The organism is Pseudomonas sp. IT-P253 (assembly GCF_949768125.1).
GTDB lineage: Bacteria > Pseudomonadota > Gammaproteobacteria > Pseudomonadales > Pseudomonadaceae > Aquipseudomonas.
This window is the reverse complement of the sequence record NZ_CATKPT010000033.1, coordinates 247,019-273,522: the sequence shown is the minus strand read 5'-3', so window position 1 is coordinate 273,522 and position 26,504 is coordinate 247,019. Positions and strand designations below refer to the sequence as shown.

23 protein-coding genes are annotated in these 26,504 nt (G+C 55.1%); 18 read left to right on the top strand and 5 right to left on the bottom strand.

Annotated elements, in window-relative coordinates; genetic code table 11:
- Positions 1 to 6 precede the first annotated feature (6 nt).
- The 3 genes from ACM6IR_RS18515 to rfbC all read right to left on the bottom strand — a co-directional run bounded on the left by ACM6IR_RS18515 (position 7) and on the right by rfbC (position 3,821).
- A complete protein-coding gene (locus tag ACM6IR_RS18515) occupies positions 7 to 1,401 on the bottom strand; it encodes a sigma-54-dependent transcriptional regulator (RefSeq protein ID WP_414909030.1) in 1,395 nt (464 codons plus the stop codon).
- Positions 1,398 to 3,206 carry a sensor histidine kinase gene (locus tag ACM6IR_RS18510; protein WP_414909029.1) on the bottom strand — a complete coding sequence of 603 codons (1,809 nt, stop codon included), beginning with the start codon at positions 3,204 to 3,206 and terminating at the stop codon, positions 1,398 to 1,400. The genes ACM6IR_RS18515 and ACM6IR_RS18510 overlap by 4 nt, the downstream gene beginning before the upstream one ends.
- A gap of 69 nt (positions 3,207 to 3,275) precedes the next feature.
- Complete coding sequence (gene rfbC / locus ACM6IR_RS18505) at positions 3,276 to 3,821, bottom strand: dTDP-4-dehydrorhamnose 3,5-epimerase (RefSeq protein ID WP_414909028.1); 546 nt, start codon at positions 3,819 to 3,821, stop codon at positions 3,276 to 3,278.
- Positions 3,822 to 4,000: 179 nt separating this feature from the next.
- Between rfbC and ACM6IR_RS18500 the strand changes: the two genes are divergently transcribed.
- The 11 genes from ACM6IR_RS18500 to fic all read left to right on the top strand — a co-directional run bounded on the left by ACM6IR_RS18500 (position 4,001) and on the right by fic (position 16,430).
- Positions 4,001 to 6,913 (top strand): aminotransferase, encoded by a 2,913-nt coding sequence (locus ACM6IR_RS18500; protein ID WP_414909027.1) that lies wholly within the window; start codon positions 4,001 to 4,003, stop codon positions 6,911 to 6,913.
- A gap of 302 nt (positions 6,914 to 7,215) precedes the next feature.
- Positions 7,216 to 8,094 (top strand): N-carbamoylputrescine amidase, encoded by an 879-nt coding sequence (gene aguB / locus ACM6IR_RS18495; RefSeq protein ID WP_414909026.1) that lies wholly within the window; start codon positions 7,216 to 7,218, stop codon positions 8,092 to 8,094.
- A 5-nt stretch (positions 8,095 to 8,099) separates the two neighbouring features.
- Complete coding sequence (gene aguA / locus ACM6IR_RS18490; protein WP_414909025.1) at positions 8,100 to 9,206, top strand: agmatine deiminase; 1,107 nt, start codon at positions 8,100 to 8,102, stop codon at positions 9,204 to 9,206.
- A gap of 246 nt (positions 9,207 to 9,452) precedes the next feature.
- On the top strand, positions 9,453 to 9,665 hold the full coding sequence (locus tag ACM6IR_RS18485) for a hypothetical protein (RefSeq protein ID WP_414909024.1): 213 nt from the start codon (positions 9,453 to 9,455) through the stop codon (positions 9,663 to 9,665).
- Between the two features lie 366 nt (positions 9,666 to 10,031).
- The gene (locus ACM6IR_RS18480; RefSeq protein WP_414909023.1) at positions 10,032 to 10,322 is read left to right on the top strand and encodes a type II toxin-antitoxin system RelB/DinJ family antitoxin; all 291 of its coding nucleotides are present in this window, start codon (positions 10,032 to 10,034) and stop codon (positions 10,320 to 10,322) included.
- Positions 10,288 to 10,602, top strand: coding sequence for a type II toxin-antitoxin system YafQ family toxin (locus ACM6IR_RS18475; protein ID WP_414909022.1), 315 nt, complete (start codon positions 10,288 to 10,290; stop codon positions 10,600 to 10,602). The genes ACM6IR_RS18480 and ACM6IR_RS18475 overlap by 35 nt, the downstream gene beginning before the upstream one ends.
- Positions 10,603 to 10,865: 263 nt before the next feature.
- Positions 10,866 to 11,879 (top strand): 2-keto-3-deoxygluconate permease, encoded by a 1,014-nt coding sequence (locus ACM6IR_RS18470; protein WP_414909021.1) that lies wholly within the window; start codon positions 10,866 to 10,868, stop codon positions 11,877 to 11,879.
- Positions 11,876 to 13,156: a four-carbon acid sugar kinase family protein gene (locus ACM6IR_RS18465; RefSeq protein ID WP_414909020.1), complete on the top strand. Its 1,281-nt coding sequence runs from the start codon at positions 11,876 to 11,878 to the stop codon at positions 13,154 to 13,156. The genes ACM6IR_RS18470 and ACM6IR_RS18465 overlap by 4 nt, the downstream gene beginning before the upstream one ends.
- Positions 13,157 to 13,161: 5 nt before the next feature.
- Complete coding sequence (pdxA, locus tag ACM6IR_RS18460) at positions 13,162 to 14,163, top strand: 4-hydroxythreonine-4-phosphate dehydrogenase PdxA (RefSeq protein WP_414909120.1); 1,002 nt, start codon at positions 13,162 to 13,164, stop codon at positions 14,161 to 14,163.
- A 55-nt stretch (positions 14,164 to 14,218) separates the two neighbouring features.
- Positions 14,219 to 14,992 carry a DeoR/GlpR family DNA-binding transcription regulator gene (locus ACM6IR_RS18455; RefSeq protein ID WP_414909019.1) on the top strand — a complete coding sequence of 258 codons (774 nt, stop codon included), beginning with the start codon at positions 14,219 to 14,221 and terminating at the stop codon, positions 14,990 to 14,992.
- A gap of 313 nt (positions 14,993 to 15,305) precedes the next feature.
- Positions 15,306 to 16,430, top strand: coding sequence for a protein adenylyltransferase Fic (gene fic, locus ACM6IR_RS18450; RefSeq protein ID WP_414909018.1), 1,125 nt, complete (start codon positions 15,306 to 15,308; stop codon positions 16,428 to 16,430).
- A 231-nt stretch (positions 16,431 to 16,661) separates the two neighbouring features.
- Here fic and ACM6IR_RS18445 read toward each other — a convergent pair whose 3' ends face one another.
- Together ACM6IR_RS18445 and ACM6IR_RS18440 are read right to left on the bottom strand one after the other, a co-directional pair.
- Positions 16,662 to 16,955 (bottom strand): DUF3077 domain-containing protein, encoded by a 294-nt coding sequence (locus ACM6IR_RS18445; RefSeq protein WP_414909017.1) that lies wholly within the window; start codon positions 16,953 to 16,955, stop codon positions 16,662 to 16,664.
- Between the two features lie 258 nt (positions 16,956 to 17,213).
- Positions 17,214 to 18,371 carry an AAA family ATPase gene (locus ACM6IR_RS18440; RefSeq protein WP_414909016.1) on the bottom strand — a complete coding sequence of 386 codons (1,158 nt, stop codon included), beginning with the start codon at positions 18,369 to 18,371 and terminating at the stop codon, positions 17,214 to 17,216.
- 288 nt (positions 18,372 to 18,659) lie between these two features.
- On the opposite strand from ACM6IR_RS18440, the gene ACM6IR_RS18435 reads away from it, so the two are divergent.
- The 7 genes from ACM6IR_RS18435 to ACM6IR_RS18405 all read left to right on the top strand — a co-directional run bounded on the left by ACM6IR_RS18435 (position 18,660) and on the right by ACM6IR_RS18405 (position 26,407).
- Positions 18,660 to 18,881, top strand: a complete 222-nt coding sequence (locus ACM6IR_RS18435) for a tautomerase family protein (protein ID WP_008149366.1) — start codon at positions 18,660 to 18,662, stop codon at positions 18,879 to 18,881.
- On the top strand, positions 18,878 to 19,534 hold the full coding sequence (locus ACM6IR_RS18430; RefSeq protein WP_414909015.1) for a DsbA family oxidoreductase: 657 nt from the start codon (positions 18,878 to 18,880) through the stop codon (positions 19,532 to 19,534). Before ACM6IR_RS18435 ends, ACM6IR_RS18430 begins: the two co-directional genes overlap by 4 nt.
- Before the next feature lie 43 nt (positions 19,535 to 19,577).
- Complete coding sequence (locus tag ACM6IR_RS18425) at positions 19,578 to 20,288, top strand: SDR family NAD(P)-dependent oxidoreductase (protein WP_414909014.1); 711 nt, start codon at positions 19,578 to 19,580, stop codon at positions 20,286 to 20,288.
- A gap of 67 nt (positions 20,289 to 20,355) precedes the next feature.
- Complete coding sequence (locus tag ACM6IR_RS18420) at positions 20,356 to 21,198, top strand: oxidoreductase (protein ID WP_414909013.1); 843 nt, start codon at positions 20,356 to 20,358, stop codon at positions 21,196 to 21,198.
- A 910-nt stretch (positions 21,199 to 22,108) separates the two neighbouring features.
- Positions 22,109 to 23,389 (top strand): ABC-three component system protein, encoded by a 1,281-nt coding sequence (locus tag ACM6IR_RS18415; protein WP_414909012.1) that lies wholly within the window; start codon positions 22,109 to 22,111, stop codon positions 23,387 to 23,389.
- Positions 23,386 to 24,081 (top strand): ABC-three component system middle component 1, encoded by a 696-nt coding sequence (locus ACM6IR_RS18410; protein WP_414909011.1) that lies wholly within the window; start codon positions 23,386 to 23,388, stop codon positions 24,079 to 24,081. Before ACM6IR_RS18415 ends, ACM6IR_RS18410 begins: the two co-directional genes overlap by 4 nt.
- The gene (locus tag ACM6IR_RS18405; protein WP_414909010.1) at positions 24,065 to 26,407 is read left to right on the top strand and encodes an AAA family ATPase; all 2,343 of its coding nucleotides are present in this window, start codon (positions 24,065 to 24,067) and stop codon (positions 26,405 to 26,407) included. Before ACM6IR_RS18410 ends, ACM6IR_RS18405 begins: the two co-directional genes overlap by 17 nt.
- Positions 26,408 to 26,504 lie beyond the last annotated feature (97 nt).

The following is a 26,504-nucleotide window of genomic DNA, read 5'->3' as shown; positions in this document are numbered from 1 at the left end:
GGCAGTTCACTCGAGATCATCGTGCTGGCTACTGGCGCCACCGTCGGCGAAGTTCAACCCATGCTTGCGCAGTTTGTCGTGCAAGGTCTTGCGCGGAATACCCAGCGCTTCGGCGAGACTGCGTACGGAGCTGTGAGACCGCGCCAGTTCGGCGGCGATCAGGCTCTTCTCGAAGTGTTCCACTTGCTCGCTGAGGCCGCCGCTGACCACCTCAACCATTGAGCCGCCAGCGCCTTGCGACGTGTGGTTGTCCAGTGCCAGTTCCAGGCCCAAGGCAAAGCGTTCGGCAGCGTTCTGCAGTTCGCGCACGTTGCCCGGCCAGGTGTGGCGCAGGAGCAGGGCGCGTTGCCCCGGTTGCAATTCATGAGGGGGCAACCCGTGGCGCGCGCTGGCTTCATCGGCAAAATGCTGGAACAGCATCAGCGCATCTTCGCCACGCTCGCGTAGCGCAGGAATGCGCAACGGCGCGACGTTCAGGCGGTAATACAAGTCGGCACGGAAGCGCCCCTGATCGGCGGACTGGCGCAGGTCTTCCTTGGTCGCCGCGATGATGCGGATATCCAGCGGGATCAGCTGATTACCGCCCAAGCGCTCGACCACCCGCTCTTGCAGCAAGCGCAGCAATTTCACCTGTACGTCCAGGCTCATGCTTTCGATTTCATCGAGAAACAGGGTGCCTCCATTGGCGAATTCGAACTTGCCGATGCGGCGTTTCTGCGCGCCGGTGAACGCGCCTGGCTCATGACCGAACAGCTCGCTCTCCACCACCGATTCGGCCAACGCGCCGGCGTTGATTGCCACGAACGGACCGTTACGACGGTTCGACAAATCGTGCAGTGCCCGGGCCACCACTTCTTTGCCCGCCCCGGTTTCACCGAGGATCAGCACGTCAGCCTTGGTCGCCGCCAAAGCGCCGATTTGCTCGCGCAAACGCAGCATTGGTGCCGATTGCCCGACGAGGCGGGTGCTCAATTCGTTGCGATCGCTCAGGGCCAGACGCAGGCTGCGGTTGTCCAGCACCAACCGGCGCAAGGCCAGGGCGCGGCGCACGCTGTCGAGCAGGGCGTCGCTGGCGAAAGGCTTCTCCAGAAAGTCATAGGCCCCGGCGCGCATGGCTTGCACCGCCAGCGGCACATCGCCGTGGCCGGTGATCAGCAGCACCGGCAGCTCCGGGTCCTGAGTGTGCAGTTCGGTCAACAATTCGAGACCATCCATGCCAGGCATCCGGATGTCACTGACCACCACGCCGGGCCAGTCGCGCTCCAGTTGCGCGGCGAGGCCTTTGGCTTCGGCCAGCGGCAGGATTTTCAACCCGGCCAGATCCAGTGTCTGGCTCAAGGCCTGACGCAGGTGGGGATCGTCGTCGATCAGCACGACCTGGATGCGGTTGTCGATGGTCATGCACTTCGGTCCTCGGAGGGTTGCAGGCTTACGCCCGGTGCGCCGGCGCGCAGCTTCAGGGTAATCAGCGCGCCGCCTTCCTTGTGGTTGGCGAACGACAGTTCACCACCGAAGGCACGCATCAGGGTTTCGCAAATCGCCAGTCCCAAACCAAGGCCCTGCGTGCGGGTTTTGGTGGTGTAGAAGGGTTCGCTGGCGCGGCCAAGGGCTTCCATGCAAAAGCCGGGGCCGTTGTCGCGAATGTACAGATTGACGCCCTCGGCAGTGGATTGGGTACTTAACCAGAGTTTACGCGGCGGACCTTTTTCAGTCAGCGCGTCCAGCGCGTTGGCCAGCAGATTGCCCAGCACCTGGCGCAGGCGGGTTTCCCCGGCCTCGACCCACAGGGTCGCGGCCGGCAGATCGCGGATCAACTCGACCTCCATGCTTCGCCGCCGTTTGGCCAGCAAGGCCAATGCATCGTCCAGCGCCGGTTGCAGGGCGACGCTTTCCGGGGCATGGCGATCGCGCCGGGCAAAGGCACGCAGGTGGGCGATGATCGAGGCCATGCGCCCGGTCAGCTCGCTGATCAACTTGAGGTTGCCACGCGCATCGTCGGTGCGCTGATGGTCGAGCAACACTTCGGCGTTTTCCGCGTAGCTGCGGATCGCCGCCAACGGTTGATTCAGTTCATGGCTGATGCTCGCAGACATGGTGCCCAGTGCTGAAAGCTTGCCGGCCTGAACCAGATCATCCTGGGCGCGAACCAACTCTTGCTGGGCCTGTTCGCGCTCCAGTACTTCCTGTTTCAGTCGGCGGTTAAGGCCTTCCAGATCGCTGGTCCGCTCGGCGACCCGACCTTCCAGTTCGCGACGGGCCTTGGCTTCGAAGGCGATCCGTTCCAGGTAATGGCGGCGACGCTGCATCATCAGACCGAGCAACAGCATGAGTACCAACAACGTTGCCCCACCAATGGCGACGACGGTGCGCACCGGACGATCGATCAGCGTACGGGGTGCAAGGATGTTGACACTCCAGCCGGTTTCTTCGATCGGACGAGTCTGGATCAGCCAGGCATTGGGGTTGAGCGTCAACGTCTTGGGATCGCGGGTCGGGTAGGGCTGGATCGTGGTAATGGCCTGGCTTTCTTCCACGCTCAATTCGCGGGTCGAGCGGAAACGCCACTCGGGCCGCGACGTGAGAATGACGACGCCGTTATGGTCAGTCACCAGCAGTTGTTCCGGGGTTTTTCCCCAGAGACTTTCGGTGTGGTCGAGGTCGACCTTGACCACCAGAACGCCGAGGATTTTCTCGCCATCACGCACCGCTGCGGCGAAGAAGTAGCCGCGCTTGGCGGACGTTGTACCCAAGCCGAAAAAGCGTCCCAGCCGTCCCGCCATGGCTTCGCTGAAGTACGGCCGGAAGGAAAAATTGCGCCCGACAAAACTGTCGTGCTTGTCCCAATTGGAAGCCGCGAGGGTCTTGCCGGTGGTGTCCAGCAGGTACATGACTTCGGCGCCGGTCTGGGCGCTGATGTTTTTCAGCAAACGGTTGGCGTTGCCTTGGGTGACACCGTCTTCCGGCGCACCAAGGACCGCACGCAGGGCCGGCAGGTCGCCGAGGATCTGCGGCAGCACTTCGTAACGGTGGAGGGTGCCCAGCAAGTTGGCGACGTAGAGGTCGAGGGTCTGACGGTTCTGCCCAGCCAGTTCATTGCGGTAATAACGCTCAGCCAAGTGCTCCAGCGGCCACAGCAACGGCGCCAGGCACAGCGCGAGCAGGGCCAGGCTGCGCCAGCGGGGTCTGCGGGGGAGGGTCGGAGTCATGAGCATCAAGCGCCTGTGGGGACAGACGCATTATGCCTAGGCTTGCAGGCGCAGTCTGCGCGCCATGATTCAGGAAAAGACTTCGGCGTCCTTGAAAAACGCGCCAACCTGATCCTTGCCGGACAGTTGCGGTGCTTCGTCCAGTTGCCAGTCGATGGCCAGGTCCGGGTCGTTCCACCGAATGCAGCGCTCGGCTGACGGCGTGTAGTAGTCGGTGGTTTTATACAGGAACTCGGCGAAATCGCTCAGCACCACGAAACCATGAGCAAAACCTTCCGGGATCCAGAGCTGGCGATTGTTCTCGGCTGACAAACGCACAGCTACCCATTTACCGAAATGCGGCGAGCTACGACGAATGTCGACGGCCACGTCGAGTACTTCGCCGGCCGTAACGCGAACCAGTTTGCCCTGGGTGTTTTCCATTTGGTAATGCAACCCGCGCAACACACCTTTTTGCGAGCGGGAATGGTTGTCCTGAACGAATTTCGTATCCAGGCCCGTCGCTTCTGCGAAAGCCTTGGCATTGAAGCTCTCGTAAAAGAAGCCACGCGCGTCACCAAACACCTTGGGTTCGATGATCAGAACACCGGGCAGATCGGTGGTGACTACATTCATGGTGTTTCTCCAGCGCTAGACGTTGATGGCGCACATTCTTACGTAAAGTAGCAGACAGTGCGACTGCTAGTTAAAGACAGGGGTTGCCTTGTTTCGTTCGTCAACCTTGGAAGGGGGGGTTGCGTATCGTTCGAAGCAGTGGCGATATAAGCGCCTAATAAAATTTCAGGGGTCGTTGTATGCCGCTCGCCACGTTGATTCATCGCGCCAGTTTGCCCAGCCCGCAAATGTCTGCGGAGCAAGCACTAGAGCTGCTGGAGGGACATTACGGGCTGAGCGGCAGGTTGCAGGCGCTCGGCAGCCAGCAGGATCTGAACTACCGCGTCGACAGTGACCAGGGGCGTTTTGTCCTGAAAATCTGCCGGGGTGACTACTCGGCGCTGGAGTTACACGCGCAGCACGCGGGGCTCAAGCATCTGGGCGCACATCCCCAGGTTCACGTGCCGCGAGTGATCCCTGCCAAAAACGGTGCGGACCTGCTCTCGCTGGACGTCGACGGCCAAGCGGTGCATGTGCGCCTGCTCGATTACATCGAAGGCCAATCGCTCACACACCTTGATCATCTGCCGGGCTCGGTAGTGGCTGGCTTCGGTCGGCTCTGTGGCGAAATGGACCTGGCGCTGGCCGGTTTCGACCACCCGGGCCTCGAGCGCACTCTGCAATGGGACGCGCGGCACGCCCACGCATTGATCGAGCATTTGCTGCCGGTCATCAAGGATGATCAGCAACGCAGGCAGATCGCCAAAGCGGCCGAGCAGGCCGAGCGCCATTTGCAGCCATGGGTGGATAAGTTGCCGGTGCAAGCCATTCACATGGACATCACTGACGATAACGTGGTCTGGCAGCGGGACTCGCAGCGGCAGTGGCAATTGCAGGGCGTGATTGATTTTGGCGACCTGATCCGGACCTGGCGCATCACCGATCTGTCGGTGACGTGCGCGGCCTTGTTGCATCACGCCGATGGCGATCCGTTCTGCATTTTGCCGGCGGTCCAGGCGTATCACGCGGTCAACCCGTTGCAGCATGCAGAGCTGCTGGCGCTCTGGCCGCTGATTGTCGCCCGTGCGGCGGTGTTGGTGCTCAGCGGCGAACAGCAGGTGAGTATCGATCCCGGCAACGAATACAGCCGCGACAACCTTACCCACGAGTGGGAAATTTTCCGGGTTGCGACGTCGGTGCCACTGGCGCTGATGGAGGCTGCGATCCTCACATCTGTCGGCCAGAGCCTGCCGAGCATTGACGGCGAAGGCTTTGCGCCGCTGCTGCCGAGCCTGGTGGGACGTGAGTTCGCGTTGATTGATTTGGGCGTGCTCAGCGCACATTTCGAGGCCGGTAACTGGGAGCAGGAGGGCATCGATCAGCGTCTGTTGAACGAAGCCGCCGCCGTCCATGAACTGGCGGCCAGTCGTTATGGGCAATACCGTTTGTCGCGCACACGCCCGGACACCGCCACGGAGCCCGACACCTGCCCATTGCACGTCGAGTTACGAGTGCCCCACGGTACGGCGGTGGAATCACCCTTTGCCGGGGTGGTCCACCAGCCAGTGGCAGGCGTGTTGCAACTGGATGGCCCACAATTGAGTGTGCGCCTGTGGGGCGTGACGCCGTCGCTGCATACCGGCGCAGCTTTGGTGAAGGGCCAAGTCCTGGGCTCGGTGAGCGGGCCGTTGATCGTGCAGTTGTGGCGCGGCGCTCAGCTTGATGCACCACTGTTTTGCATGCCTTCGCGCGCGGCGGCCTGGCAAGCGTTGTGCCCGTCGCCAGCGGCGCTGCTCGGGCTGGCCTGTGATGCTGAGGCAGAGCTTGATTCGCAGGCGTTGCTGACCCGCCGCGCCGCCAGTTTTGCGCGAACCCAGAAGCACTATTACGTCGACCCGCCGCGCATTGAACGCGGCTGGCGCAATCACTTGATCGACATGCAGGGCCGCTCCTACCTCGACATGCTCAACAACGTCGCGGTGCTCGGTCACGGTCATCCGCGCATGGCCGCTGTCGCCAGCCGCCAATGGTCGCTGCTCAACACCAACTCGCGGTTTAACTACGCAGCGGTAGCCGAATTTTCCGAACGCCTGCTGAAATTGTCACCGGACACCATGGACCGCGTGTTCCTGGTCAACAGTGGCAGCGAGGCCAACGACCTGGCCATTCGTCTGGCGTGGGCCTACAGCGGCGGCCGCGACATGCTCAGCGTGCTGGAGGCCTATCACGGCTGGACGGTGGGAGCGGACGCGGTCTCGACCTCGATCGCGGATAACCCCAAGGCCTTGAGCAGCCGTCCCGACTGGGTGCATCCGGTGACTGCGCCGAACACCTATCGCGGCCAATTCCGTGGCCCGGACAGTGCGCCGGATTACGTTCGCAGCGTCGAGCACAACCTGGCGAAAATCGCCGCGCAAGGACGCCAGCTGGCCGGTTTCATTTGCGAGCCGGTGTACGGCAACGCTGGCGGTATCTCGCTGCCACCGGGGTATTTGAACCAGGTCTATGCACTGGTTCGCGCCCAGGGCGGCGTGTGTATCGCCGACGAAGTGCAGGTCGGTTACGGCCGCATGGGCCATTTCTTCTGGGGCTTTGAAGAGCAGGGCGTGGTGCCGGACATCATCACTATGGCCAAGGGTATGGGCAACGGTCAGCCGCTGGGCGCGGTGATCACGCGCCGGGAAATCGCCGAAGCGCTGGAGGCGGAGGGCTATTTCTTTTCGTCGGCCGGCGGCAGTCCGGTCAGTTGCCAGATCGGCATGGCGGTGCTGGAGGTGATGGAAGAAGAAAAACTGTGGGAGAACGCCCAGGTCGTGGGCGGCTATTTCAAGGAGCGTCTTGAAGCGCTGATCGATATTCATCCACTGGTGGGCGCGGTGCATGGTTCGGGCTTCTATCTGGGTGTCGAGTTGATCCGCAACCGCGAAACCCTGGAGCCAGCGACTGAAGAAACTGCGGCGCTGTGCGATCGTCTGCGCGAATTGGGAATCTTCATGCAGCCAACCGGCGATTACCTGAACGTCCTCAAGATCAAACCGCCGATGGTCACCTCGCGCCGCAGCGTGGATTTCTTCGTCGACATGTTGGCGAAGGTGTTGGATGAAGGTTTGTAAAATTTGAAATCGCCTTCGCGGGCAAGCCTCGCTCCTACGGATTTGCGTCGTTCGCATCATTGCGTACACCCCCCGACCTGTAGGAGCGAGGCTTGCCCGCGAAAGCGTCATCACAAATGTCGATTATTATCTGGTTTAAGTGCATAAATTTAGACAAGTGGAATATTTGTCGCTTTAAAAGCCGATATTTATCGGTTATAAAGTCGTCATTGCCCACGGCGTGATCAACCACGCCCGGTGCTTCCCATTTCTGTCATCGGTCGATGCCACACTCGACCCTCAGCACTTCCCGGAGATGATTCATGAGCCGTATCGTTACCGTTGCCGCCACCCAGATGGCCTGTTCCTGGGACCTTGAAGCCAACATCGAGACCGCCGAAAAGCTGGTCCGTGAGGCTGCAGCCAAAGGCGCGCAGATCATCCTGATCCAGGAACTGTTCGAGGCCCCGTACTTCTGTCAGAAACCGAATCCGGATTACCTGCAGCTGGCCACGACGGTTGAAGACAACGTCGCCATCAAGCATTTCCAGAAAGTTGCCAAAGAACTGCAAGTCGTTCTGCCGATCAGCTTCTACGAACTGGCTGGCCGCGCGCGTTTCAACAGCATCGCGATCATCGATGCCGATGGCAGCAACCTCGGGATTTATCGTAAAAGCCATATCCCGGACGGCCCTGGCTACCACGAAAAGTATTACTTCAACCCGGGCGATACCGGCTTCAAGGTCTGGAACACCCGTTACGCGAAAATCGGTGTCGGCATCTGCTGGGACCAGTGGTTCCCGGAATGCGCCCGCAGCATGGCGTTGCAAGGGGCGGAAATTCTGTTCTACCCGACGGCGATCGGCAGCGAGCCTCACGACAAAACCATTTCGTCCCGTGACCACTGGCAGCGCGTACAACAAGGCCATGCCGGTGCCAACCTGATGCCGTTGATCGCCAGCAACCGTATCGGCAACGAAGAACAGGACGGCTACGACATTACCTTCTACGGCTCGTCATTCATCGCCAACCAGTTCGGCGAGAAGGTTCAGGAACTCGACAAAACCGAAGAAGGCGTTTTGGTACACAGCTTCGACCTCGATGAGCTGGAGCACATCCGTAGCGCCTGGGGCTCCTTCCGTGACCGCCGCCCGAACCTGTATGGTGCTATCAAAACCCTCGACGGTTCCCTGGAGTCCTGATCGTCATGACCACTTTAAACACCACGCCCCGCGCCGACGGCTTTTACATGCCGGCCGAATGGGCGCCACACACCCAAACCTGGATGATCTGGCCTGAGCGTCCGGACAACTGGCGCCTGGGCGGCAAACCGGCGCAAGCCGCACACGTGGTGGTGGCCAAGGCCATCGCGCGTTTCGAACCGGTGACGGTCGCGGTTTCCGCAGGCCAGTACGAAAACGCCCGTGCCCGTCTCGACGTGCCGAATATTCGCGTAGTGGAAATGTCCAGTGATGACGCCTGGGTTCGCGACACCGGCCCTACGTTCATCATCAATAACAGCGGTGAAGTCCGTGGTGTGAACTGGGCCTTCAACGCTTGGGGCGGCTTCGACGGTGGTCTGTATTCACCGTGGAATCGTGATTCGCAGGTGGGCGGCAAGATCCTCGAGATCGAGCGCAGCCAGCGCTACCGCACCGAGGGCTTCGTGCTCGAAGGCGGTTCGATCCACGTTGACGGCGAAGGCACCCTGATCACCACCGAAGAATGCCTGCTCAACCGCAATCGCAATCCGCACCTGAACCGTACGGAAATCGAAGCGATGCTCTGCGCGAATCTGGCTGTGGATAAAATCATCTGGCTGCCGGACGGTTTGTTCAACGACGAAACCGACGGCCATGTGGATAACTTCTGCTGCTACGTGCGTCCGGGTGAAGTGCTGTTGGCCTGGACCGACGACCCGCAAGACCCGAACTACCCGCGTTGCCAGGCAGCGATGAAAGTGCTGGAAAGCAGCACCGACGCCAAGGGTCGCCCTTTCACGGTGCACAAGATGCCGATCCCGGGGCCGCTGTATGCGACCGAAGAAGAATGTGCGGGCGTTGATCCGGTGGACGGCACCCAGGAACGTAATCCTACCGTTCGTCTGGCCGGCTCCTACGTGAACTTTCTGATCGTCAACGGCGGCATCATTGCGCCGAGCTTCGACGATCCGCTGGATGGTCCGGCAAAAGAGATTCTGCAGGCGTTGTTCCCGCAGCACGAAGTGGTGATGGTGCCGGGGCGCGAACTGTTACTGGGCGGCGGCAATATTCACTGCCTTACCCAACAGCAGCCCGCGCCGCACAAGCAGTGAGTGAGGTTGTAACAGCTTGAGTTGATTACATAATCGCTCGGCCACAGGTTTAACCCCGGCGTTTAGACAGCAAGCCCGCAGCCCTACAGGACTGCGGGCTTCTTTGTATCTGCTTATCGACAGATGAGAAACATTGGCACAGCTCTTGTATCTGTCATGGCGTGAAACAGGGAGGGGGAGAACTTCGATGTTCTGTCATAAACCTTGGATAAGTTAGCCGCTCACAAACCAGGAGAGAGCGCGGAAATGAACGCCGAAGTGAATGTAGTGAGCGAGCGGGCGTTGCATCCCCTGGCAGTAAACAGCGAATCGCTCCAGATCCTGGCGCACTGGTTGAAGTCCAAAGGAACGCGTCAGATCACAGAGAGTGATCCGCGCCGGACGATGATCGAGCGCTACCCCGCTGGTCTCTTCAGCGAGGCGGAGCTGGACGCGTTGTGGGATGTGATGGAAGGATAAGAAGAAAAAAACATCGGATTGATAAAAGCGCTGCCGGGATGGTGGCGCTTTTTTTATGGGCGATGGGTTTGTATTCATGGGGATTCAGTGTGTGCGAGCCTGCTCGCGAAAGCGGTCTGACAGTCAGCAAGGCCATCAGCTATTTCCTGCGTTCGACCGAGACATTTCTCCCGTACGAAAGAGATCAGGCTGATATTCATCGCGTTTTGAAACGATTGAAATATCAGACGTGCAATCCAGCTGCTGATTGTGAATTTCCCAAACGTTGGCGCCGTCCATCACGCTGAAGTTGACCCCACAAACCCGCTAAACCACAATGCTCGAGGTAGCGCTAATGTAGCTACAAAAATCGAAGAGGTTATAACCATGGGTGCATTGCTGAAAACTACAGACGTGCGTTGCCGCATTGACGAGGATTTGAAGGCGCGCGCTACTGAAGTCCTGAACGCATGCGGTCTGAGTATCAGTGATGCCATGCGTCTTTTTCTTCGTCAGGTCGTAGCGACTCAGGGCCTCCCGTTTGAAGTACGCGTCCCTTCGGAAAAAACGGCCCGCGCCATGATGCAAGCACGAGATATTCGCCAGCGGTTCGACTCGATAGACGACATGCTGAGGGGCTCTGATGGCGAAACAGGAGAAAAAACAAAAGCGCGCTGAGTTGCCCGCGCAGTGCGCACAAACGTCGGAATTCAAGAAGTCGTGGGAACGTTACAAGCGTGCCGGGCGCCGTGACATGAATGAAGTTCGGCAAGTAATGGTCATGTTGTTTCTGGGAGAGCAGTTGCCACCGGAGTATTTGGATCATGCGCTATCGGGTGATTGGACTGGTTTTCGAGAGTGTCATATAGGTGGTGACTTCTTGATGATTTATGAGCATACGCGTTCCGATCTGATCACATTTGTTGATCTCGGAAGTCATTCCGAACTGTTCAAGTAGCGCCTCTGAAACACAAGCCCCGACTGGTTCGGGGTTTTTTGTGGGCGCTGCAAGGCTCTAGCCTGCGCCACAGGGCAATTCGTGTCGAGCATCACAGCCCCGTTCTCCTCCAAAAAATGATCAAAACGATCATTTTAATGATTGGTTTGCGCAATTAACGACGATACCCTAAGATAAATTTGACTGAGTCAATCATCAGGTGATCGATTCAATCAATTTCGAGGTATACACGTCTTACCAAACAATTATAAAAGGAGACCCTCGTGGCCCAAATTCCTATCAAGCGCACCATTGAACGCATACCGGGCGGCATGATGATCGTGCCCCTGTTGATTGGTTCGCTGGTGGCAACCTTCCTGCCCGACACACCAAAGTTTTTCGGTTCATTCACCAATGCGCTGTTCACCGGGGCGTTACCCATTCTCGCGGTGTTCTACGTCTGCATGGGCGCGAGCATCAACATCAAGTCCACGCCGTATCTGCTCAAAAAGGGCGGAACGTTGCTGGCGACAAAGGTCGGCATCGCCGTTCTCATCGGGATTGTGCTCGGGCACTTCCTGGGTGAGCAGCCCGTTTCGTCAGGGCTCTTTGCCGGTATCTCGACACTGGCCATCGTCGCCGCTATGAACGACACCAACGGCGGCTTGTATATGGCGTTGATGGGGCAGTACGGTCGCTCCGAAGATGTGGGCGCGTATTCGGTCATGTCCCTGGAATCCGGCCCCTTTCTGACCATGGTCACCTTGGGTATCGCTGGCCTGTCGGCATTCCCTTGGCCAACGCTGGTAGGCAGCATCCTGCCGCTGGCACTCGGTATGCTGCTGGGCAATCTGGATCGTGACATGCGCGATTTTCTAGCCAAGGCAGTTCCGGTGATGATCCCGTTCTTCGCCCTTGCACTCGGTGCAAGCCTGGACCTGCACAATGTTTGGCAAGCCGGTTTGTTGGGTCTCGGCATGGGGGTTGCGGTTGTGGTGTTGACCGGCATTCCGCTGTTCTTCGCTGATCGTTTGACCGGTGGCACTGGCGTCGCCGGCGTTGCTGCAGCCACCACCGCGGGGAATGCTGCCGCTGTTCCTGCGCTGATCGCGGCGGCTAATCCGGTGTACGCAGAAGCGGCGAAGAGCGCGACCATTCTGGTGGCGGCTTGCGTCGTGGTCACAGCAATCCTCGCGCCGCTGCTTACCGCCGCCGTCGCCAAACGAGTGCAGCAGCGTAATCCCGTCGTCCTACCTGAGACTGCGCTCGAACCGCAAACGCAGGAGGCCTTGCGATGAGGATTCTGATCATCGCGGACGATCTATCCGGCGCGGCGGATTGCGCCATCGGCTTCGCGAGCGTGGGGCTGCAAACGGTGGTCACGCTTGATCCGTTGAACGACAAGGCAGACGCCCAGGTGATTGCCGCCGATACGGACACACGGCGCTTCTCATCGGCGCAGGCCGCCGAGCGCACCGTCGCTGCGTTCAAGGCGCTACGCCAACCCGGGCAGCGTCTGTACAAGAAAATCGATTCGACGTTGCGCGGTAACTGGGCAGCGGAAGTTGCTGCCCTGCAACCGTTGGCAGGCCTGGCCGTCGTCGCCCCGGCATTCCCCGCCACTGGGCGGACGTTGCGGGGTGGTCGGGTGTTCGTGGACGGTCAGCCGTTGGAATCCACTGATACCTGGAAACTTGAAAACATTGATCGTCCGGCCGACGTCGAAGCGATGCTGGTTGACGCTGGCCTTCGCACCGCGAAGCTGGAACTCGACACTTTACGTGGCAATGAAAAAGCGCTGTCGCTGCACATTGCCGAGGTTGCTCGCAGCGGCATACAGGCGCTGATCGTCGATGCGCAAACCGAAGACGATCTACTGACCCTCGCGCGCCTGACCGCGTCGATGGATCAACCGCTGTTCTGGGTCGGTTCGGGTGGCCTCGCTCGGGAAATTGCCCGTCTTCCTGATTTCTCCAAAGCACCGTTCGCTGTCGTTGAACCCGATGACATCGAAAAGAGTCAGGCGCCGATTTTGATCCTCGTGGGCAGTCTTTCCGGCGTCTGCGAGCGTCAGTGCGCGTTGCTCAAAGAGCGTGGCGGAGTCAGCGAATTGGTGGTCCCGCCCGAGGTCCTGCGCCAAGGCACAACCCATAGCGATTGGGCACTCTGGCAGGCGCGCATCGGCGAGCAACTGGATGGCTGGAGTGACCTTCTGCTGCGCATCGGCCGCGATGTAGCGTTCGATCCCCAGGAGGGCGCGCAACTTTCAAGCAGGCTGGCCATGCTGGTAGAACCGCACTTCGCCAAGGTCGGCGGCCTGATCGCCACGGGCGGCGAAACGGCGCGGGCGATCTTGACCACCGTCGGCATCGACAGTCTGCAATTGCTGACAGAAATCGAAGCCGGCGTCGCCTTCGCGCGCCCGAGCGTTTCCCGGCAAGGGCATCGTCCCGGCATTGTGACCAAGGCCGGCGCGTTCGGCACCGATCACGCCTTGTATGCGGCATGGCAACACCTGAGCGACAGCGCCGATCGCTCTTCGCCCCAACGCACACGAATCCAAGGACTCGAATGAACACTATGAGCAACTACCTCCCCATCATCGGCATCACCATGGGCGACGCCTCGGGTGTCGGGCCGGAAATCATCGTCAAGAGCCTGACTCACGATGTCGTCTATCAACAATGCCGGCCGCTGGTAATCGGCGACGCACGCCGTCTGGAGCAGGCCAATGTCATCATCGGCGGCAGCGCCAAAGTACGCCGTATCAAGGACGCCTCGGAGGCGCTGTACGAGGCCGGCATCATCGACTGCATCGACCTCGACCTGATCCCCGACGACCTGCCGTTTGGCGAGCTGTCGCCTATCGCCGGTGACGCCGCTTATCAATACATCGCCCGCGCTGTGCAACTCGCCGAGGCCAGCCAGATTGATGCCATTTGCACCGCGCCACTGAACAAGGAAGCGCTGCACGCCGGCGGCCACAAATACCCCGGCCATACCGAAATGCTCGCGCACCTGACCAACGTCGACGAAGTGTCGATGATGTTGGTGGCGCCGCAATTGCGGGTGATTCACGTCACGACCCACATCGGCATCATCGACGCGATCCGCAAGATCGAGCCGGGCCTGGTCCAGCGCACCATCGAGCGCGGCAACGCGACGCTGATCAAGGCCGGCATCGCCAAACCGCGAATCGGCGTATGCGGGATCAACCCGCATGCCGGCGAAAACGGTTTGTTTGGTTATGGCGAAGAGGAAGAAAAAATCATTCCTGCCGTGAAGCTGTTGCAGGAGCGTGGCCTCGACGTCACCGGGCCACTGCCCGCTGACACGCTGTTCTTCCGTGCCGGACGCGGCGACTTCGATCTGGTCGTGGCGATGTATCACGACCAGGGCCACGGCCCGGTCAAAGTGCTCGGTCTGGAAGCGGGCGTGAACGTCACCGTTGGCCTGGACGTGATTCGCACCTCGGTCGACCACGGCACCGCCTTCGATATCGCCGGCAAGGGCATTGCCGATGAGCGCAGCCTGCTCGAAGCTCTGCGCCAGGGTGCGGAGCTTGCCACGCGACGGGGATGAGGCGCACGGGCGCTGTCGTGTAAGATCGACCACCGTCCACACAACGAGACCCGCCATGAAAGCCTCCGAACGCCACCGCGCCATCCTCGATCTCGTACGCATTGGCGATGCCAACGTCGAGCAATTGAGCGCGGCGCTCGGGGTTTCGGAAGCCACGGTACGGCGCGACCTGACCATGCTCGCCAAACAGCGCCACCTGGTGCGCACCTATGGCGGCGCGACCGCCGTGGTGGGCGTCCATGAACCGGAAGCCTCCCTCGAAGAACGCAAGACCAGCCAGTGGGAACAGAAAGATGCCATCGCCCAGGCGGCAGCAGCTCACGTCCAGGACGGCGATACCGTGCTGCTCGACGGCGGCACCACGTGCGCCGCGCTGGCCCATCATCTGTGCTCGCGACAAGACGTGCATGTGGTGACCAATAACCTGCTGGCCGTGATGACCCTGGCCAATGCGCCAGGCATCCGCCTGACCTTGATCGGCGGCGACCTGCGCGGTTCGAGCATGAGCACATTGGGGCCGTTGGCTGAGCTGACATTGAGCCGATTAAGCGTCGACAAAGCCTTCCTCGGCGCGGATGGCGTGGTCGCGGAATTTGGCTTGTGCGAAGCGAGTGCGCAACAGGCGTATCTCAAGGAATGCATCATCAAACGGGCTGCACAAATCGTCGTCCTTGCCGACACCGACAAACTCGGCCGTGCGCGGCAACAGCATTGGACGCCGATTGAGCGGGAGTGGCGGTTGATTACGGGTGCCGCGGCGGATGAAGCAGTGCTTGCGCCGTTTTATGCGCTCAAGCAGATCACTGTGGAAACCGTGGACGTCGCCTGAGCGCATCCCCCTGTGGCGAGCGAGCTTGCTCGCGCTGGGCTGCGCAGCGGCCCCAAAAATCTCACGGCGATCCCCAATTTTTGTGCGTGTTATGCGCTCAAGCGAGAACAACCTCCCTCGCGACAAGGCTCATGTCGCTAAAATCCTATTTCAGCGACACGTGTCGCCATCATGTCGTCCGCTGCGACATGTACCCAAGACGTGTCGCAAAAAGTGAAAAATTGCGACACGTTAAGGCCTCATGTCTACACTGGCGACATGAGTAAAGCCTATCTCTGCTCAAAAAACATACAAAATGACCAGGATCGCATCCATGACCGAACCGCTGCTGCCATGGCAGGCTGACAGGCCATACAACCAACTGCCGCTGCTACCGCCAGGAATCGAGCTGGAAACGCGTGCAGTCCTCAAAAAATGCATTGAAGCACGTACCGCGTTGGCCGAGTTGAAGCAGGCCGCAGAGTTAATTCCGAATCAGACAGTCCTGATCAATACAATTCCCCTGCTGGAAGCGAAAGACAGTTCGGAAATAGAAAGTATCGTCACTACCACGGATTTGTTGTTCCAGCATGCCCAAGACACTGAAAACCATGCGGACCCGGCGACCAAGGAAGCGTTGCGTTATCGGACGGCGCTGAATCAAGGCTTCCAATCCCTGGCCCAACGACCGCTGTCGACCAACACGGCTGTAGAAATCTGCCGCACCCTAAAGGGCGTGAAGTTAGATATCCGCCGCACACCAGGCACACAGTTGGCAAATGACCGCACCGGTGAAGTCATCTACACCCCGCCCGAAGGGGAAGAGCACTTGCGTAACCTCCTCGCCAACTGGGAACGATTTCTGCACAACGAAACCGATCTCGATCCTCTCGTTCGTATGGCCGTCGGGCATTATCAATTTGAGGCGATCCATCCTTTTATCGATGGTAACGGCCGCACCGGACGGGTCATCAATACATTGTTTTTGATCCAGGAAGGCCTGTTGAACCTGCCTATCCTCTACCTCAGTCGCTACATCATTGCCTACCGAGCCGATTATTACCGACTCTTGCTGGAGGTCACGACTAAACAAGCCTGGGAGCCGTGGCTGTTGTTCATGCTAAGTGCTGTAGAAGAGACCGCTCGTTGGACGACAGAAAAGATTGCGGCCATTCGTGCATTGTCCGAACACACCACTCAGTTTGTGCGTGAACAACTTCCGAAAACCTACACGCGTGAACTGGTCGATGTCATTTTCGAGCAGCCCTACTGCCGTATCAGCAACGTCGTCGAGAAAAAAATTGCTCAGCGCCAGGCTGCGTCTCGTCACTTGAAAGAGCTCGTGGCTATTGGAGTTTTGGAGGAGATTCAGGTGGGCAAGGAGAAGCTTTTTATCCATCCGAAACTGATGCAGTTGCTCATCCGTGACAGCAATGAATTCAGGCATTACGCAGGCTAAGCCGTAGTAGCCGACACGCAAAAAGCCCCGATTGATTTGCAATGCCGTTCAGTTAAGCGAATGTCGCCCACTGTAGGAGCGAGCTTGCTCGCGATGGTCGTTAACGATAACGCGTGTTTATTGGCTAAACGCGGCGCTCTTAAGTCCATCGCGAGCAAGCTCGCTCCTACAATTCCCTAAACTGAACAGCATTGCGATTGATTTGGGGCTTTTTCATACGTGCTATTTAGGTCACGGAACGTCGTTACTGGCTCGGTTGTTACACGGTGCTTCGAGCACCGTCACCACATCATCAATGATCGCCTTACTCATATCCTGCAAATAATGAGACGCCCAGGCATGCCGGTCGGTGTCGCGAACCATGGCCGCATCTGATGCGAGCAGCTTGGCGACGTGGAGCAGGTCGGAGGCGTGAGAGAGGGCTTGGATCACCGGGACGCCGGCGTTGATGCGCAACAGAGGTTCGTTGGCGTGGAAGGAGAAGTGGGTGAGGCCGATGGTTTTGAGATCTTGAGGGTTGGTCATTGGGCACCTCCGGTTTTTGGGCGGTGGTGGGCGCGACCCGGTGTAGCAGCAGCGGAAATTTTGAGTGGATTGCGGGCATACATTAAGGAGAACTCCGATTGGTTCCTACATCGAATTCGAGTTCTCAGGCCCGGTCGCTGAATTGGCAGCGACAACTTGAAGGTAGCTTGAGGAGGGACGGATGCGCAATCGTGGCTAGGTGGTGGCGTCGGTGTGAAATTGATTGCTCGACAAGCAACGGCAACAGCGTTGAGATCGCTAGCTAGCTTCAATCAACGCTCGCTCCTCCAACCAAATCTCCTGAACAAACTGGTCCGTAATCGCATAAATTCCATGCCCCCGCCGCATGATGATGTTCTCGGCAACCAGCGCAATCACCACCGGCTGAATCTCTTCAACGCGAACCTCACGCCCCACGGTCTTCGAATACTCGGCTGCAGCATCGATGGAAAAAATACCTCGGGCATCGCCGTCCGTTGATGCGATTTTGTTGAAAATAGCTTGCGCCAGACTGCCTAACAGCTGCACTTTTTCTAGTTCGATGCTGGCCGCCGCCGAGCGCAAAGTGCTGGCAATAACAGGCAGGAAAAGATCGGGATCACCTTCTTGCAGCATAAGCTGTCGTAAGGCTTTGAGCATTTCCTCAGGCCGGTTCCCCAAGGTATTGAATGCTTCGATGGCGACTTCGAGTGAAGGTAGTTTTTCTTTCTTCACTGTCGCAGCGAGTCGGTTAAGCAAGTAGTCGACGTAATCCCCTTTCAGGACCGGATACGCTGTCGATGTTGCACCAGAAAACGCCTGGTTCCTCTTTGCCGTCAGTTCGCTTACTTGCGCCCTGTGCGATCCCGTTCCAATAAACAGAAAGTAACCCGGTGTATCTGGTCGAGGATTGATCGCATCACGAGCAGCTTTGAGTGCCAGAAGCAGCTGATTACCGTCGTCGGAAGAGATGGCGTGCTGCACTTCGTCGATGATCAGCACCAAGTCGGTTTTCGCCTGATCAACAACCTCTGTCAACGCCTGCGCCAGCGTTGGCCCACCTGAGTTTCCGATGCTGTCGAGTTTGAAACCAAACTTGAATCCTGCAGCGCCTACATCAGCACCGCTGACACGCTTTAGCGTTTTGAGCAAACCGGAGCCCGGTGTTTGGAGTTCCTGCAGGGTTTTACGGATGGCGTCATGCACCAGTGTCGCTGGATTGGCCAGCGTGTCACTCCATAGGTCGACGTAAATGACCAGCGCACCCGCTTCTTCCAGCGCAGGGATGAGGTCGCTCCTCAGGAATGTCGTTTTACCGGTCCTACGCAGGCCGGATAAAAATAGACCTGAGCGCAAACCTTCATCGAGAACACCCGGATTGAGAAGCTGGTTTGCCATTTCTTCGGCCAATTCAGGACGCTGAAAAATGCTGCTCATGCGATTACCTCTTTTTATGGATACGCCATAATTATTGGCCAGCCATAATTTAGCATAATGTCTTGAGTCCGGTCTGAAGCCAGGTTGATCGATGTTTTTGGGGGTTTTTGAGCGGGGAAGGAATGCTTTCTCACAGTCGTTTGATAACGAAAAGAGAGCACAGCACCCATTACACCAAGTAACTAATGATGTTCCCGCCCCCATCTTTATCCCCTCCAGCCAACCTCCTACATTGAGCTCCAACACCTACCCATCATCCCGATGAGCAGGTCACTGGAGATCTTCCTCATGCCCTTCGTCAGCGTTCGCATCACCCGCGATGGCGTTACCTCGGAGCAGAAAGCTCAGGTGATCGCCGAAATCACTGAAACCCTGCAGCGCGTCCTCAACAAGGATCCGCACCTGACCCACATCGTGATCGAAGAAGTCGACACCGATAACTGGGGCTACGCCGGCATCACCACCACCCAGTACCGCAAGCAACTGGCTGAGGCGGAGGGGAAGTCATGACCGCGTCCGTTTCAATCGATTTCATCTCCGACGTGGTGTGCCCGTGGTGCGCGTTGGGTGCGACCGCGCTGGAGCATGCGATCAAGAACGTGGCCGGTGAAGTCTCGGTCGAGCTGACCTACAAGCCTTTCGAATTGAACCCGGACATGCCGGCAGAAGGCGAGAAAGCGGTCGAGCATTTGATGCGCAAATATGGACGGACCGCCGAGGACGTCGCCGCCGGCAAGGCGATGCAGATCGCTCGCGGTAAGGCCATCGGCTTCACGTTCGATCTGGAAAAACGCAGCCACTTCTACAACACGTTTGATGCTCACCGCTTGCTGCTGTGGGCAGTGCAGGAAGGGCAGCAGATCGAGCTGAAGAAGATCCTGTTGCGCGGTTACTTCAGCGAAGGCCAGAACCCGAGTGATCGCCAGACGCTGGTTCGTTTGGCCGCTGAAGCGGGACTGGATGCGGCGGCGGCTCAAGAGGTGTTGGCGTCCGGAGCGTTCGCCAAGGAAGTGCGAGAGCTTGAAGAGTTTTACCGGCAGCGCGGCATCAATTCAGTCCCGGCGATGATCCTCAACGGTCGTCATCTGGTGTCCGGTTCGCAGTCGGTCGAGTACTACGAACAGATGCTGAGACAAATGGCGAGCGCCTCTGCCGAAGCCTGATTACTTACTTTTTCAAACCATTATTTATTAGTAGAGGTTCATCATGAGCAATTCGAAAAAAGTCATCGTTATTACTGGCGCTTCCCAAGGTCTCGGCGCAGGCATGGTCAAGGCTTTCCGTGATCTGGATTACAAGGTGGTTGCCACTTCACGTTCGATCAAACCGTCCACCGACCCGGACATCCTCACCGTGGCGGGCGACATCGGCGACCCGGCGGTCGCGCAACAAGTGATCCGTGAAGCCATCGCCCGTTTCGGCCGCATCGACACCCTGGTCAACAACGCAGGGATCTTCGTCGCCAAACCGTTCACCGCTTACACCCAGGAAGACTATGCCGCGGTGCTGTCGGTGAACCTGAATGGCTTCTTCTACATCACCCAACTCGCGATCACCGAGATGGAAAAACAAGGCAGCGGCCACGTCGTCAACATCACCACCAGCCTGACAGACCACGCCATCGACGGTGTGCCGTCGGTACTGGCGTCGCTGACCAAAGGCGGCCTGAACGCTGCGACCAAATCCCTGGCCATCGAGTACGCCAAGCGCGGGATTCGGGTGAACGCGGTTTCCCCAGGCATCATCAAAACCCCGATGCATGGCGAGGAAACTCATGAAGCGCTGGGGAATTTGCACCCGGTCGGGCACATGGGCGAGATCAGCGATATTGCGCAGGCGGTTGTGTATCTGGACAGCGCCAACTTTGTCACCGGCGAAATCCTGCACGTCGATGGTGGGCAGAGTGCGGGTCACTAAGACCTGAGCTGACCTGGCCGCAGCGCCGTCGATCAATGTCGACGGCGTTTTCATTGGAGAGCGCACCATGAACACCCACACTCACAAGGTTTTCCTGATTACCGGGGTCAGCTCAGGCTTCGGCCTGGCTTTTTCGCAAGCAGCGCTGGCGGCGGGGCACACGGTGGTGGGCACGGTGCGGCGCGAGTCCGAGCGTGCTGCGTTCGAAGCGCTGGACGCTCATCGCGCCAAAGCGTTCGTGCTCGACGTCACCGATTTTCCGGCGATTGAGCCGCTGGTTGCCAACATCCTCGGCGAGGTGGGTCGGATCGACGTGCTGGTGAACAACGCCGGTTATGGTCATGAAGGCATTCTCGAAGAGTCACCCCTGACTGAAATGCAGCGCCAGTTCGACGTCAATGTGTTTGGCGCGGTGGCAATGATCAAGGCGGTACTGCCGGGCATGCGTGAGCGGCGCAGCGGGCATATCGTCAACATCACCTCCATGGCCGGCTTCATCACCTTGCCGGGCATCGCCTACTACAGCGCCAGTAAATTCGCCCTCGAAGGCGTCAGTGAAGCGCTGGCCAAAGAAGTTGAAAGCCTGGGCATCCACGTGACTGCCATGGCGCCGGGCTCGTTTCGTACTGAATGGGCAGGGCGCTCGATGATCCGTTCGGGTCGCACGTTGGGTGAGTACGACGCGGTGTTCGATCCGGTCCGCAAGGCGCGGGAAGAAAAGAGTGGCAAGCAGGCTGGCGATCCGCATAAGGCGGCGCAGGCGTTGTTGACTGAGGTCGCGGCTGAAAAGCCGCCGGTTCATCTGTTGCTGGGTAAGGATGCGGTGAGGCTGGTGCGCGAAAAAATTGTGTACCTTCAGGCGGAAATTGATGCGTGGGAGCATCTTTCGGTGTCGACAGAGTTCGATTGATCGACCCTGCCGCGTCCTGAAAATTAAAACCCTGGAAACAACAAAGCCCTCGTATTTCTATGAGGGCTTTGTTTTGTATGGTGCGGCACCAGGAGTCGAACCAAGAAGTGACTTATTGATTTATCGGGGATTTTTTTTGAGTCTGTGGGGCTCTATCTCATGGAGTACCCTGAGTGTGGTCTGGGATCTGCACATCCTAGTCTCTCGCCTGTCCTTTTTTGGAGCTGACATAGAAATCTCTACCTGGCCTGCGCCCGTTCTGGTTTGGTATTAGCCCTCTGTAGTAGCCGCTAGCAGGGCCAGGTACCTATTGAATCGTTTGCTCATGTTCAACTGCCAACGTCGACACACGTCAAATCGATCCTTGTCCGCTCACAACTGATTTGTGCGCGTGGCATCTGAGATTCCCTTGCTTGGTACGCCAGATCCTATGCCCCCAGCGAGAAGGAAATCACCGTTCCCTTAGCATTTTTCAACACCAAAGTGCTTCTAGTCTTCCTAGGTCCTTTACGAATCACCAGCTACGCGTTAGCGTCAATAGTGGCATTGCGCTGTCAACGATTCGCCTAGGAGCCTGGCCATGGAAAGCCGTAGAAAAATAGTCCTATCCAACGCTCTAATTGATCGAGCTAACACGCAGACTTGGGTGGTTAGCTGATGTCAGTATCAAATACCAACACCCGCGCCAGCTTTGGACATCCCCTGGCCACTCAGATATCGCGCCTTATTTTACATGTAAGCCTCGCTATGCCGGTTATATATAAAATCTCCAGTATAAGCATGCGCAGTGATCTTTACGGTTTATGAAGTACTCCTTATTTCATTTTGGCCAGTCGCAAAGGTCAGAGTGTGATAGAAATGCCCATTTAGAGCGGAAGATATTTTAATCTTCAGCTAAAGGTTTGGAATCATGGCGAAAAATGAAATTGAAGAAAAGTTACCTCATACCGCAGTTGCTACTTGGGGTGGGTATATATATCAAGGAAAAATTGCGCTATATTATTGCCTTGCTCTAATGTTGGAAAATGCGGCCGATAGCAAAAAGTTCACACTGCAACTTGATAGTATCGATGATTTTGCCATTTTGCTAGATGGCGTATGTCAATCGATGCATCAAGTTAAAGCATATAAGAGTGATGATTTTTCCGCTTACGCTGGCGCAATAAAAGATCAATTAGAAAAGTCCAAAGGATACCCGGGAAGTAAGGTTCTATTCCACTCTTCCAAGAACGTAGTCGTCCCTGATGATTTTCTCGTTATTTACTCGCCAGTTGCTTTTTATAGTTACAATAAAGGAGCCGGTGCGGAAAACTATTGTGGGTTATCTGAAGTTGATTCGCTGCTAGAAAAGCTTATAGGGGATTTCTATAGTAAGTATGATCCAAGCTCTGGGTATAAAATTTCATCTGAGTATTTGCAGTGGTCTCGAAATCTGCTGGAAGATATTGTTGTAAGTAAAATAATTTCCATGCACGCTGAGATTCAACTTACTGACGGAGCAGTTCAGCGTCAGGTTGCAAGTAGAGAAAAAATTAGTTTCTCGATTTTTTTAGATGTGCTATCTACCGAACTAACCTCCGCCATACTGTGCGAAAGCTATTTCTTTTCCGTAATCCTTAAAGATATTGGTAATTACTATATCGAGTTTTGCGAGGAGAACGAACTGGAAGATGAAGATTTATATAAATTGGGTAGATGCGTTGCTCGAATTAATAAATTTGATATAGGGAGGCTCAAAATATTCATGCGTTCAACTCTCCCTAGTAAAAAAGGCAGGTTCAATTCTTTGGCAGAATATAAGGATGAGACGCTAAGCTCTGATGACTTTCAGTTTGGGTTATTTAAAATTTTTGACGATTTAATCGAGTCGGAGTTTGATGGTGGGGGACGGAGCGCTAGCTTTTATTGGGAGTTATCAGGTGGCAGCTTTTATCCAACAGCGATCCATCAGGGGAAGCAAAGTACTGGCGCTGTTTGTAAGAAAATTGTCGATAATGCAATAAAGCATGACGTGGAATTTCTCTACGAAAGTGGCACTTTAATAACTACCGATATAGATGCAGATTCTATATTTTCAGTCGTAAATGTTGGGGCTCGAGGTGGTGGGCTTCAAGATCATAAGAAGTTTAATAAGTTTAAAGATGTAGCGTTGGTATCTATTGCTAATTTGCCAAGCGGGATTAAGAAATGAAAGGTTTTTTGAGTGAACTGTTTTTTAGGCACCAATACTCGGAAAAGCTGGCTGATGGGTTTAGCCTCTTTGTACCCGACGATGCAAATAAAGAGGCCTATTGGCTGGTTGTGGAATCCTCTCCTCAAACTGTGATTGAGAGTCAGCATTTGTGGCTAGATACATGCCGGAAGTTGTATCGGAATCCAGCGGTTGAGAAAAATACGAATCTTATCTGTATTTGGTCTGTCCAGGAAATCAACGAGAAAGTTATTTCTGAGGTTCATGCCGCAGAAGAAGATTTGTTTTTCTTCAAGAAACACGTTCTCTATTATACCTCGGGTGAGATGCTTAGCCTCAGTGAAAAAGTTGGCGAGAGTAATATTGCAGATTTTATTTTTAACTCGGTAAATAATCCTGAAGTTTTTTCTAGCTATAAGACTCTTTTGAGGAGCGGGACTTGGGAAGAGTTGATTTATAGGATTGTCATTAAATTGGGCTTCGTAGATATTGGAGAAGGCGAGGCGGCGGATATTCAGGGGCTTTATGTTCGGCATAACGAGAAAATCAAGGGCACAAAACAACCTGAACTTTTGTCATTCATCGAGTCCAGTATCCTTAATATAAAATTTGATGGGTCCGTTAGCCCTGAATCTATATTGAATGACTTGGTTGAAAAAATTGCTGAGGCTAGTTATGAAGTTAAATATTAATAAGCTGGTTCTGAAAAACTTCAAAGCTTTCTCGGATTATCGATTTGAGATTTCTTCCTGTAATTTAGCGATTTTGGATGGTCCTAATGGATTCGGGAAGACCTCTTTTTTTGATGCTGTTGAGTTCCTTTTGACCGGAAATATTGGACGTTATAATGATCTAGAGAACTCCGCAGTTGATAAGCGTTCGATGGCCTTTGGAAGTCCAATAGTCCACGATCAAGCGGTTGCTGGAGCTGAAGTTTCAATTGTAGCTGAAATTGAGACAAGTAAAGGGTTGTTCTATTTAAAGAGAAGTGCGAATAAGGATAAACTGGATAAAGGCAAGGGGCTTGGATTAAATCTATTTAAACTTTATGAATTATCTAGTATGGATGGGGAGGGAAAGCTAATTGATCACGAAGAGTCCTTTTTGAATGGAGTGCTTGGAGTTGGATATCTAAGGGATTTCAAGCTTTTTCATTATATCGAGCAGGAAGATAATACGGCTATTCTAAAAAGCAAGGCATCGACTAAGCAACAGAGAATTGATCATCTGTTTGATGTGGGAGATTATAGAGTAAGAATCGATAAAATTGATCGCGCGAAGGAATTGATTGCTAGTCTTAAGACCCCTGCAAAAAAAGCTAATTTAGATTCCCGAAGAACGGAGTTGCAGCAGTTGCGGCAATCTCTTAACGGCGGGGCTGAAAGCCAAAATGAAGTTTATCAAAAATTAATTTTTGTTACTCAGCAACCATGGGACCTGGAAGATATAGTTGTCAATTCTTCAATTATAGCTGCTTGGTTAGGTGCGGAAGGGCCTTTGAATAGGCTCAGAAAATTTATTGAAGGCGTGGATAATTTCGTAAATTATAGATACAACTTAAAGGTCGATAAGGCGCTGAAACCTAAGCAGGAGGCGCTTGAGAGTCTGCTGAGGTTCGGTAGCCGCTTGGATTCAATAGCGGTGTATAAGAATGATGTGGCTCTCTATAATTTCGGTGTGGATTTTCTACGAAAATTTGAACATGGGCTTCCTTCATCGTTGAAGAAAGATCTGCAGTTTAACGCTGACCTGTTTGACAGGTTTGGCTTTGATTTGAGTTACAGTGATTTTTCGCTCGCCATTACTGAAATTAAGTTGATCCTAGATAGCTCTAACGCGGTCGAACTTGCCTATAATGAGTTGAAGGCAGCTCGAGATTTATTTGTTGAAAAGTACTCTTCTGAGCATATAGATCATAATGATGCTCACTGTCCTGCATGTGGCTACGATTGGAAGTCGCACGAAAAATTGCTGGGTCACTTTGAAACGCAAAGGCTAGCTCTAGAGATACTTGTTGAAGCTAATGGAAAAACTCTTAAACAAAAGATAGAGGTATTTGAGCGGCAAATTTTAGGGCCTATTCGCACAGCTATAAGCGAATATTCGACTACTCAGAAAGAGTCGATAGATTATAAGAAGAAGCTCACGGAGCTGCGCGAAGAGCAGGTTTCGTATTTGAATAAGCTTACACAGTCATACATATCTTATGGGATTGATGTAAGACCTTTTTGTTGTCTAAGCTTTGATTTGCAAGAGTCTTTGCAAATCAATAGGCTTGCTGCTGCTGTTAGTGAATTATATCGATTTGTCGATCATGATACTATTGGTGATGATTTTCAAGAGATTTTTGAGCAGGTATTTTTGGAAGATGATAGAGTCGCTTTAACTGTCGATGTGGAATCGATTGATAGAAAAATTTCTTATGTTAAGGCGGCCTATACTAGAAGTATCTATGGCGAGATCAAGGAGAAGGAAAAGTCATTGAGCGCGGCCGAGGATATCTACAAGAAGGCAGTCTATCTAGATAAGGCTCTAGGGAAGCTTAAAGACATTTATAGTGAAAATTTGAATTCTTATGTGGCGTCTATTGCCAAAGGGATTGAAGTTCTGTTTCATATATATTCTGGTCGGCTTTTGCAGAACTTTCAAAGTGGGCTTGGTATCTTTATTGAAACTGATGGTAAAAACCTATCATTTCGGGAGAATCCTAAAAAATTGCATGACGTAATATTTTCCATGAGTTCTGGTCAGCTGTCTTCGTTAGTGCTTTCATTTACGTTGGCGTTAAATAAGAGATACGCAAAAAATGCAATTATGTTAATTGACGATCCCGTTCAAACGCTGGATGATATTAATGTTGCTGGATTTGTTGACTTGTTGAGAAACGAGTTTTCCGATAGGCAGATAATCATTTCTACGCATGAAGATGAGATGTCGGCATACATGCAGTACAAGTTTAAAAAATATGGTTTGGATGCTGAGGGTATTGATTTTAAACAAGCCTTTGCTGTGGGCTGATAATTTTTGGCTTTCTATTAGTGCCTGCTTCTATTGTGAAGTAGGCCTCTTTTGGTGGTAGGCTTCATGATTTCAAAGTTATTGCGTATTCAGCTTG

What these genes read in the sequence shown, in the direction of transcription:
- ACM6IR_RS18410 (WP_414909011.1), top strand. Translation starts at nt 23,386, where the DNA reads ATGAAAGGTTTTTTGAGTGAACTGTTTTTTAGGCACCAATACTCGGAA.
- ACM6IR_RS18485 (WP_414909024.1), top strand. Translation starts at nt 9,453, where the DNA reads ATGAACGCCGAAGTGAATGTAGTGAGCGAGCGGGCGTTGCATCCCCTG.
- ACM6IR_RS18415 (WP_414909012.1), top strand. Translation starts at nt 22,109, where the DNA reads ATGGCGAAAAATGAAATTGAAGAAAAGTTACCTCATACCGCAGTTGCT.
- ACM6IR_RS18465 (WP_414909020.1), top strand. Translation starts at nt 11,876, where the DNA reads ATGAGGATTCTGATCATCGCGGACGATCTATCCGGCGCGGCGGATTGC.
- ACM6IR_RS18430 (WP_414909015.1), top strand. Translation starts at nt 18,878, where the DNA reads ATGACCGCGTCCGTTTCAATCGATTTCATCTCCGACGTGGTGTGCCCG.
- ACM6IR_RS18500 (WP_414909027.1), top strand. Translation starts at nt 4,001, where the DNA reads ATGCCGCTCGCCACGTTGATTCATCGCGCCAGTTTGCCCAGCCCGCAA.
- rfbC (WP_414909028.1), bottom strand. Translation starts at nt 3,821, where the DNA reads ATGAATGTAGTCACCACCGATCTGCCCGGTGTTCTGATCATCGAACCC.
- aguB (WP_414909026.1), top strand. Translation starts at nt 7,216, where the DNA reads ATGAGCCGTATCGTTACCGTTGCCGCCACCCAGATGGCCTGTTCCTGG.
- fic (WP_414909018.1), top strand. Translation starts at nt 15,306, where the DNA reads ATGACCGAACCGCTGCTGCCATGGCAGGCTGACAGGCCATACAACCAA.
- pdxA (WP_414909120.1), top strand. Translation starts at nt 13,162, where the DNA reads ATGAGCAACTACCTCCCCATCATCGGCATCACCATGGGCGACGCCTCG.
- ACM6IR_RS18420 (WP_414909013.1), top strand. Translation starts at nt 20,356, where the DNA reads ATGAACACCCACACTCACAAGGTTTTCCTGATTACCGGGGTCAGCTCA.
- ACM6IR_RS18515 (WP_414909030.1), bottom strand. Translation starts at nt 1,401, where the DNA reads ATGACCATCGACAACCGCATCCAGGTCGTGCTGATCGACGACGATCCC.
- ACM6IR_RS18425 (WP_414909014.1), top strand. Translation starts at nt 19,578, where the DNA reads ATGAGCAATTCGAAAAAAGTCATCGTTATTACTGGCGCTTCCCAAGGT.
- ACM6IR_RS18510 (WP_414909029.1), bottom strand. Translation starts at nt 3,206, where the DNA reads ATGACTCCGACCCTCCCCCGCAGACCCCGCTGGCGCAGCCTGGCCCTG.
- ACM6IR_RS18455 (WP_414909019.1), top strand. Translation starts at nt 14,219, where the DNA reads ATGAAAGCCTCCGAACGCCACCGCGCCATCCTCGATCTCGTACGCATT.
- ACM6IR_RS18405 (WP_414909010.1), top strand. Translation starts at nt 24,065, where the DNA reads ATGAAGTTAAATATTAATAAGCTGGTTCTGAAAAACTTCAAAGCTTTC.
- ACM6IR_RS18445 (WP_414909017.1), bottom strand. Translation starts at nt 16,955, where the DNA reads ATGACCAACCCTCAAGATCTCAAAACCATCGGCCTCACCCACTTCTCC.
- ACM6IR_RS18475 (WP_414909022.1), top strand. Translation starts at nt 10,288, where the DNA reads ATGGCGAAACAGGAGAAAAAACAAAAGCGCGCTGAGTTGCCCGCGCAG.
- ACM6IR_RS18440 (WP_414909016.1), bottom strand. Translation starts at nt 18,371, where the DNA reads ATGAGCAGCATTTTTCAGCGTCCTGAATTGGCCGAAGAAATGGCAAAC.
- aguA (WP_414909025.1), top strand. Translation starts at nt 8,100, where the DNA reads ATGACCACTTTAAACACCACGCCCCGCGCCGACGGCTTTTACATGCCG.
- ACM6IR_RS18480 (WP_414909023.1), top strand. Translation starts at nt 10,032, where the DNA reads ATGGGTGCATTGCTGAAAACTACAGACGTGCGTTGCCGCATTGACGAG.
- ACM6IR_RS18435 (WP_008149366.1), top strand. Translation starts at nt 18,660, where the DNA reads ATGCCCTTCGTCAGCGTTCGCATCACCCGCGATGGCGTTACCTCGGAG.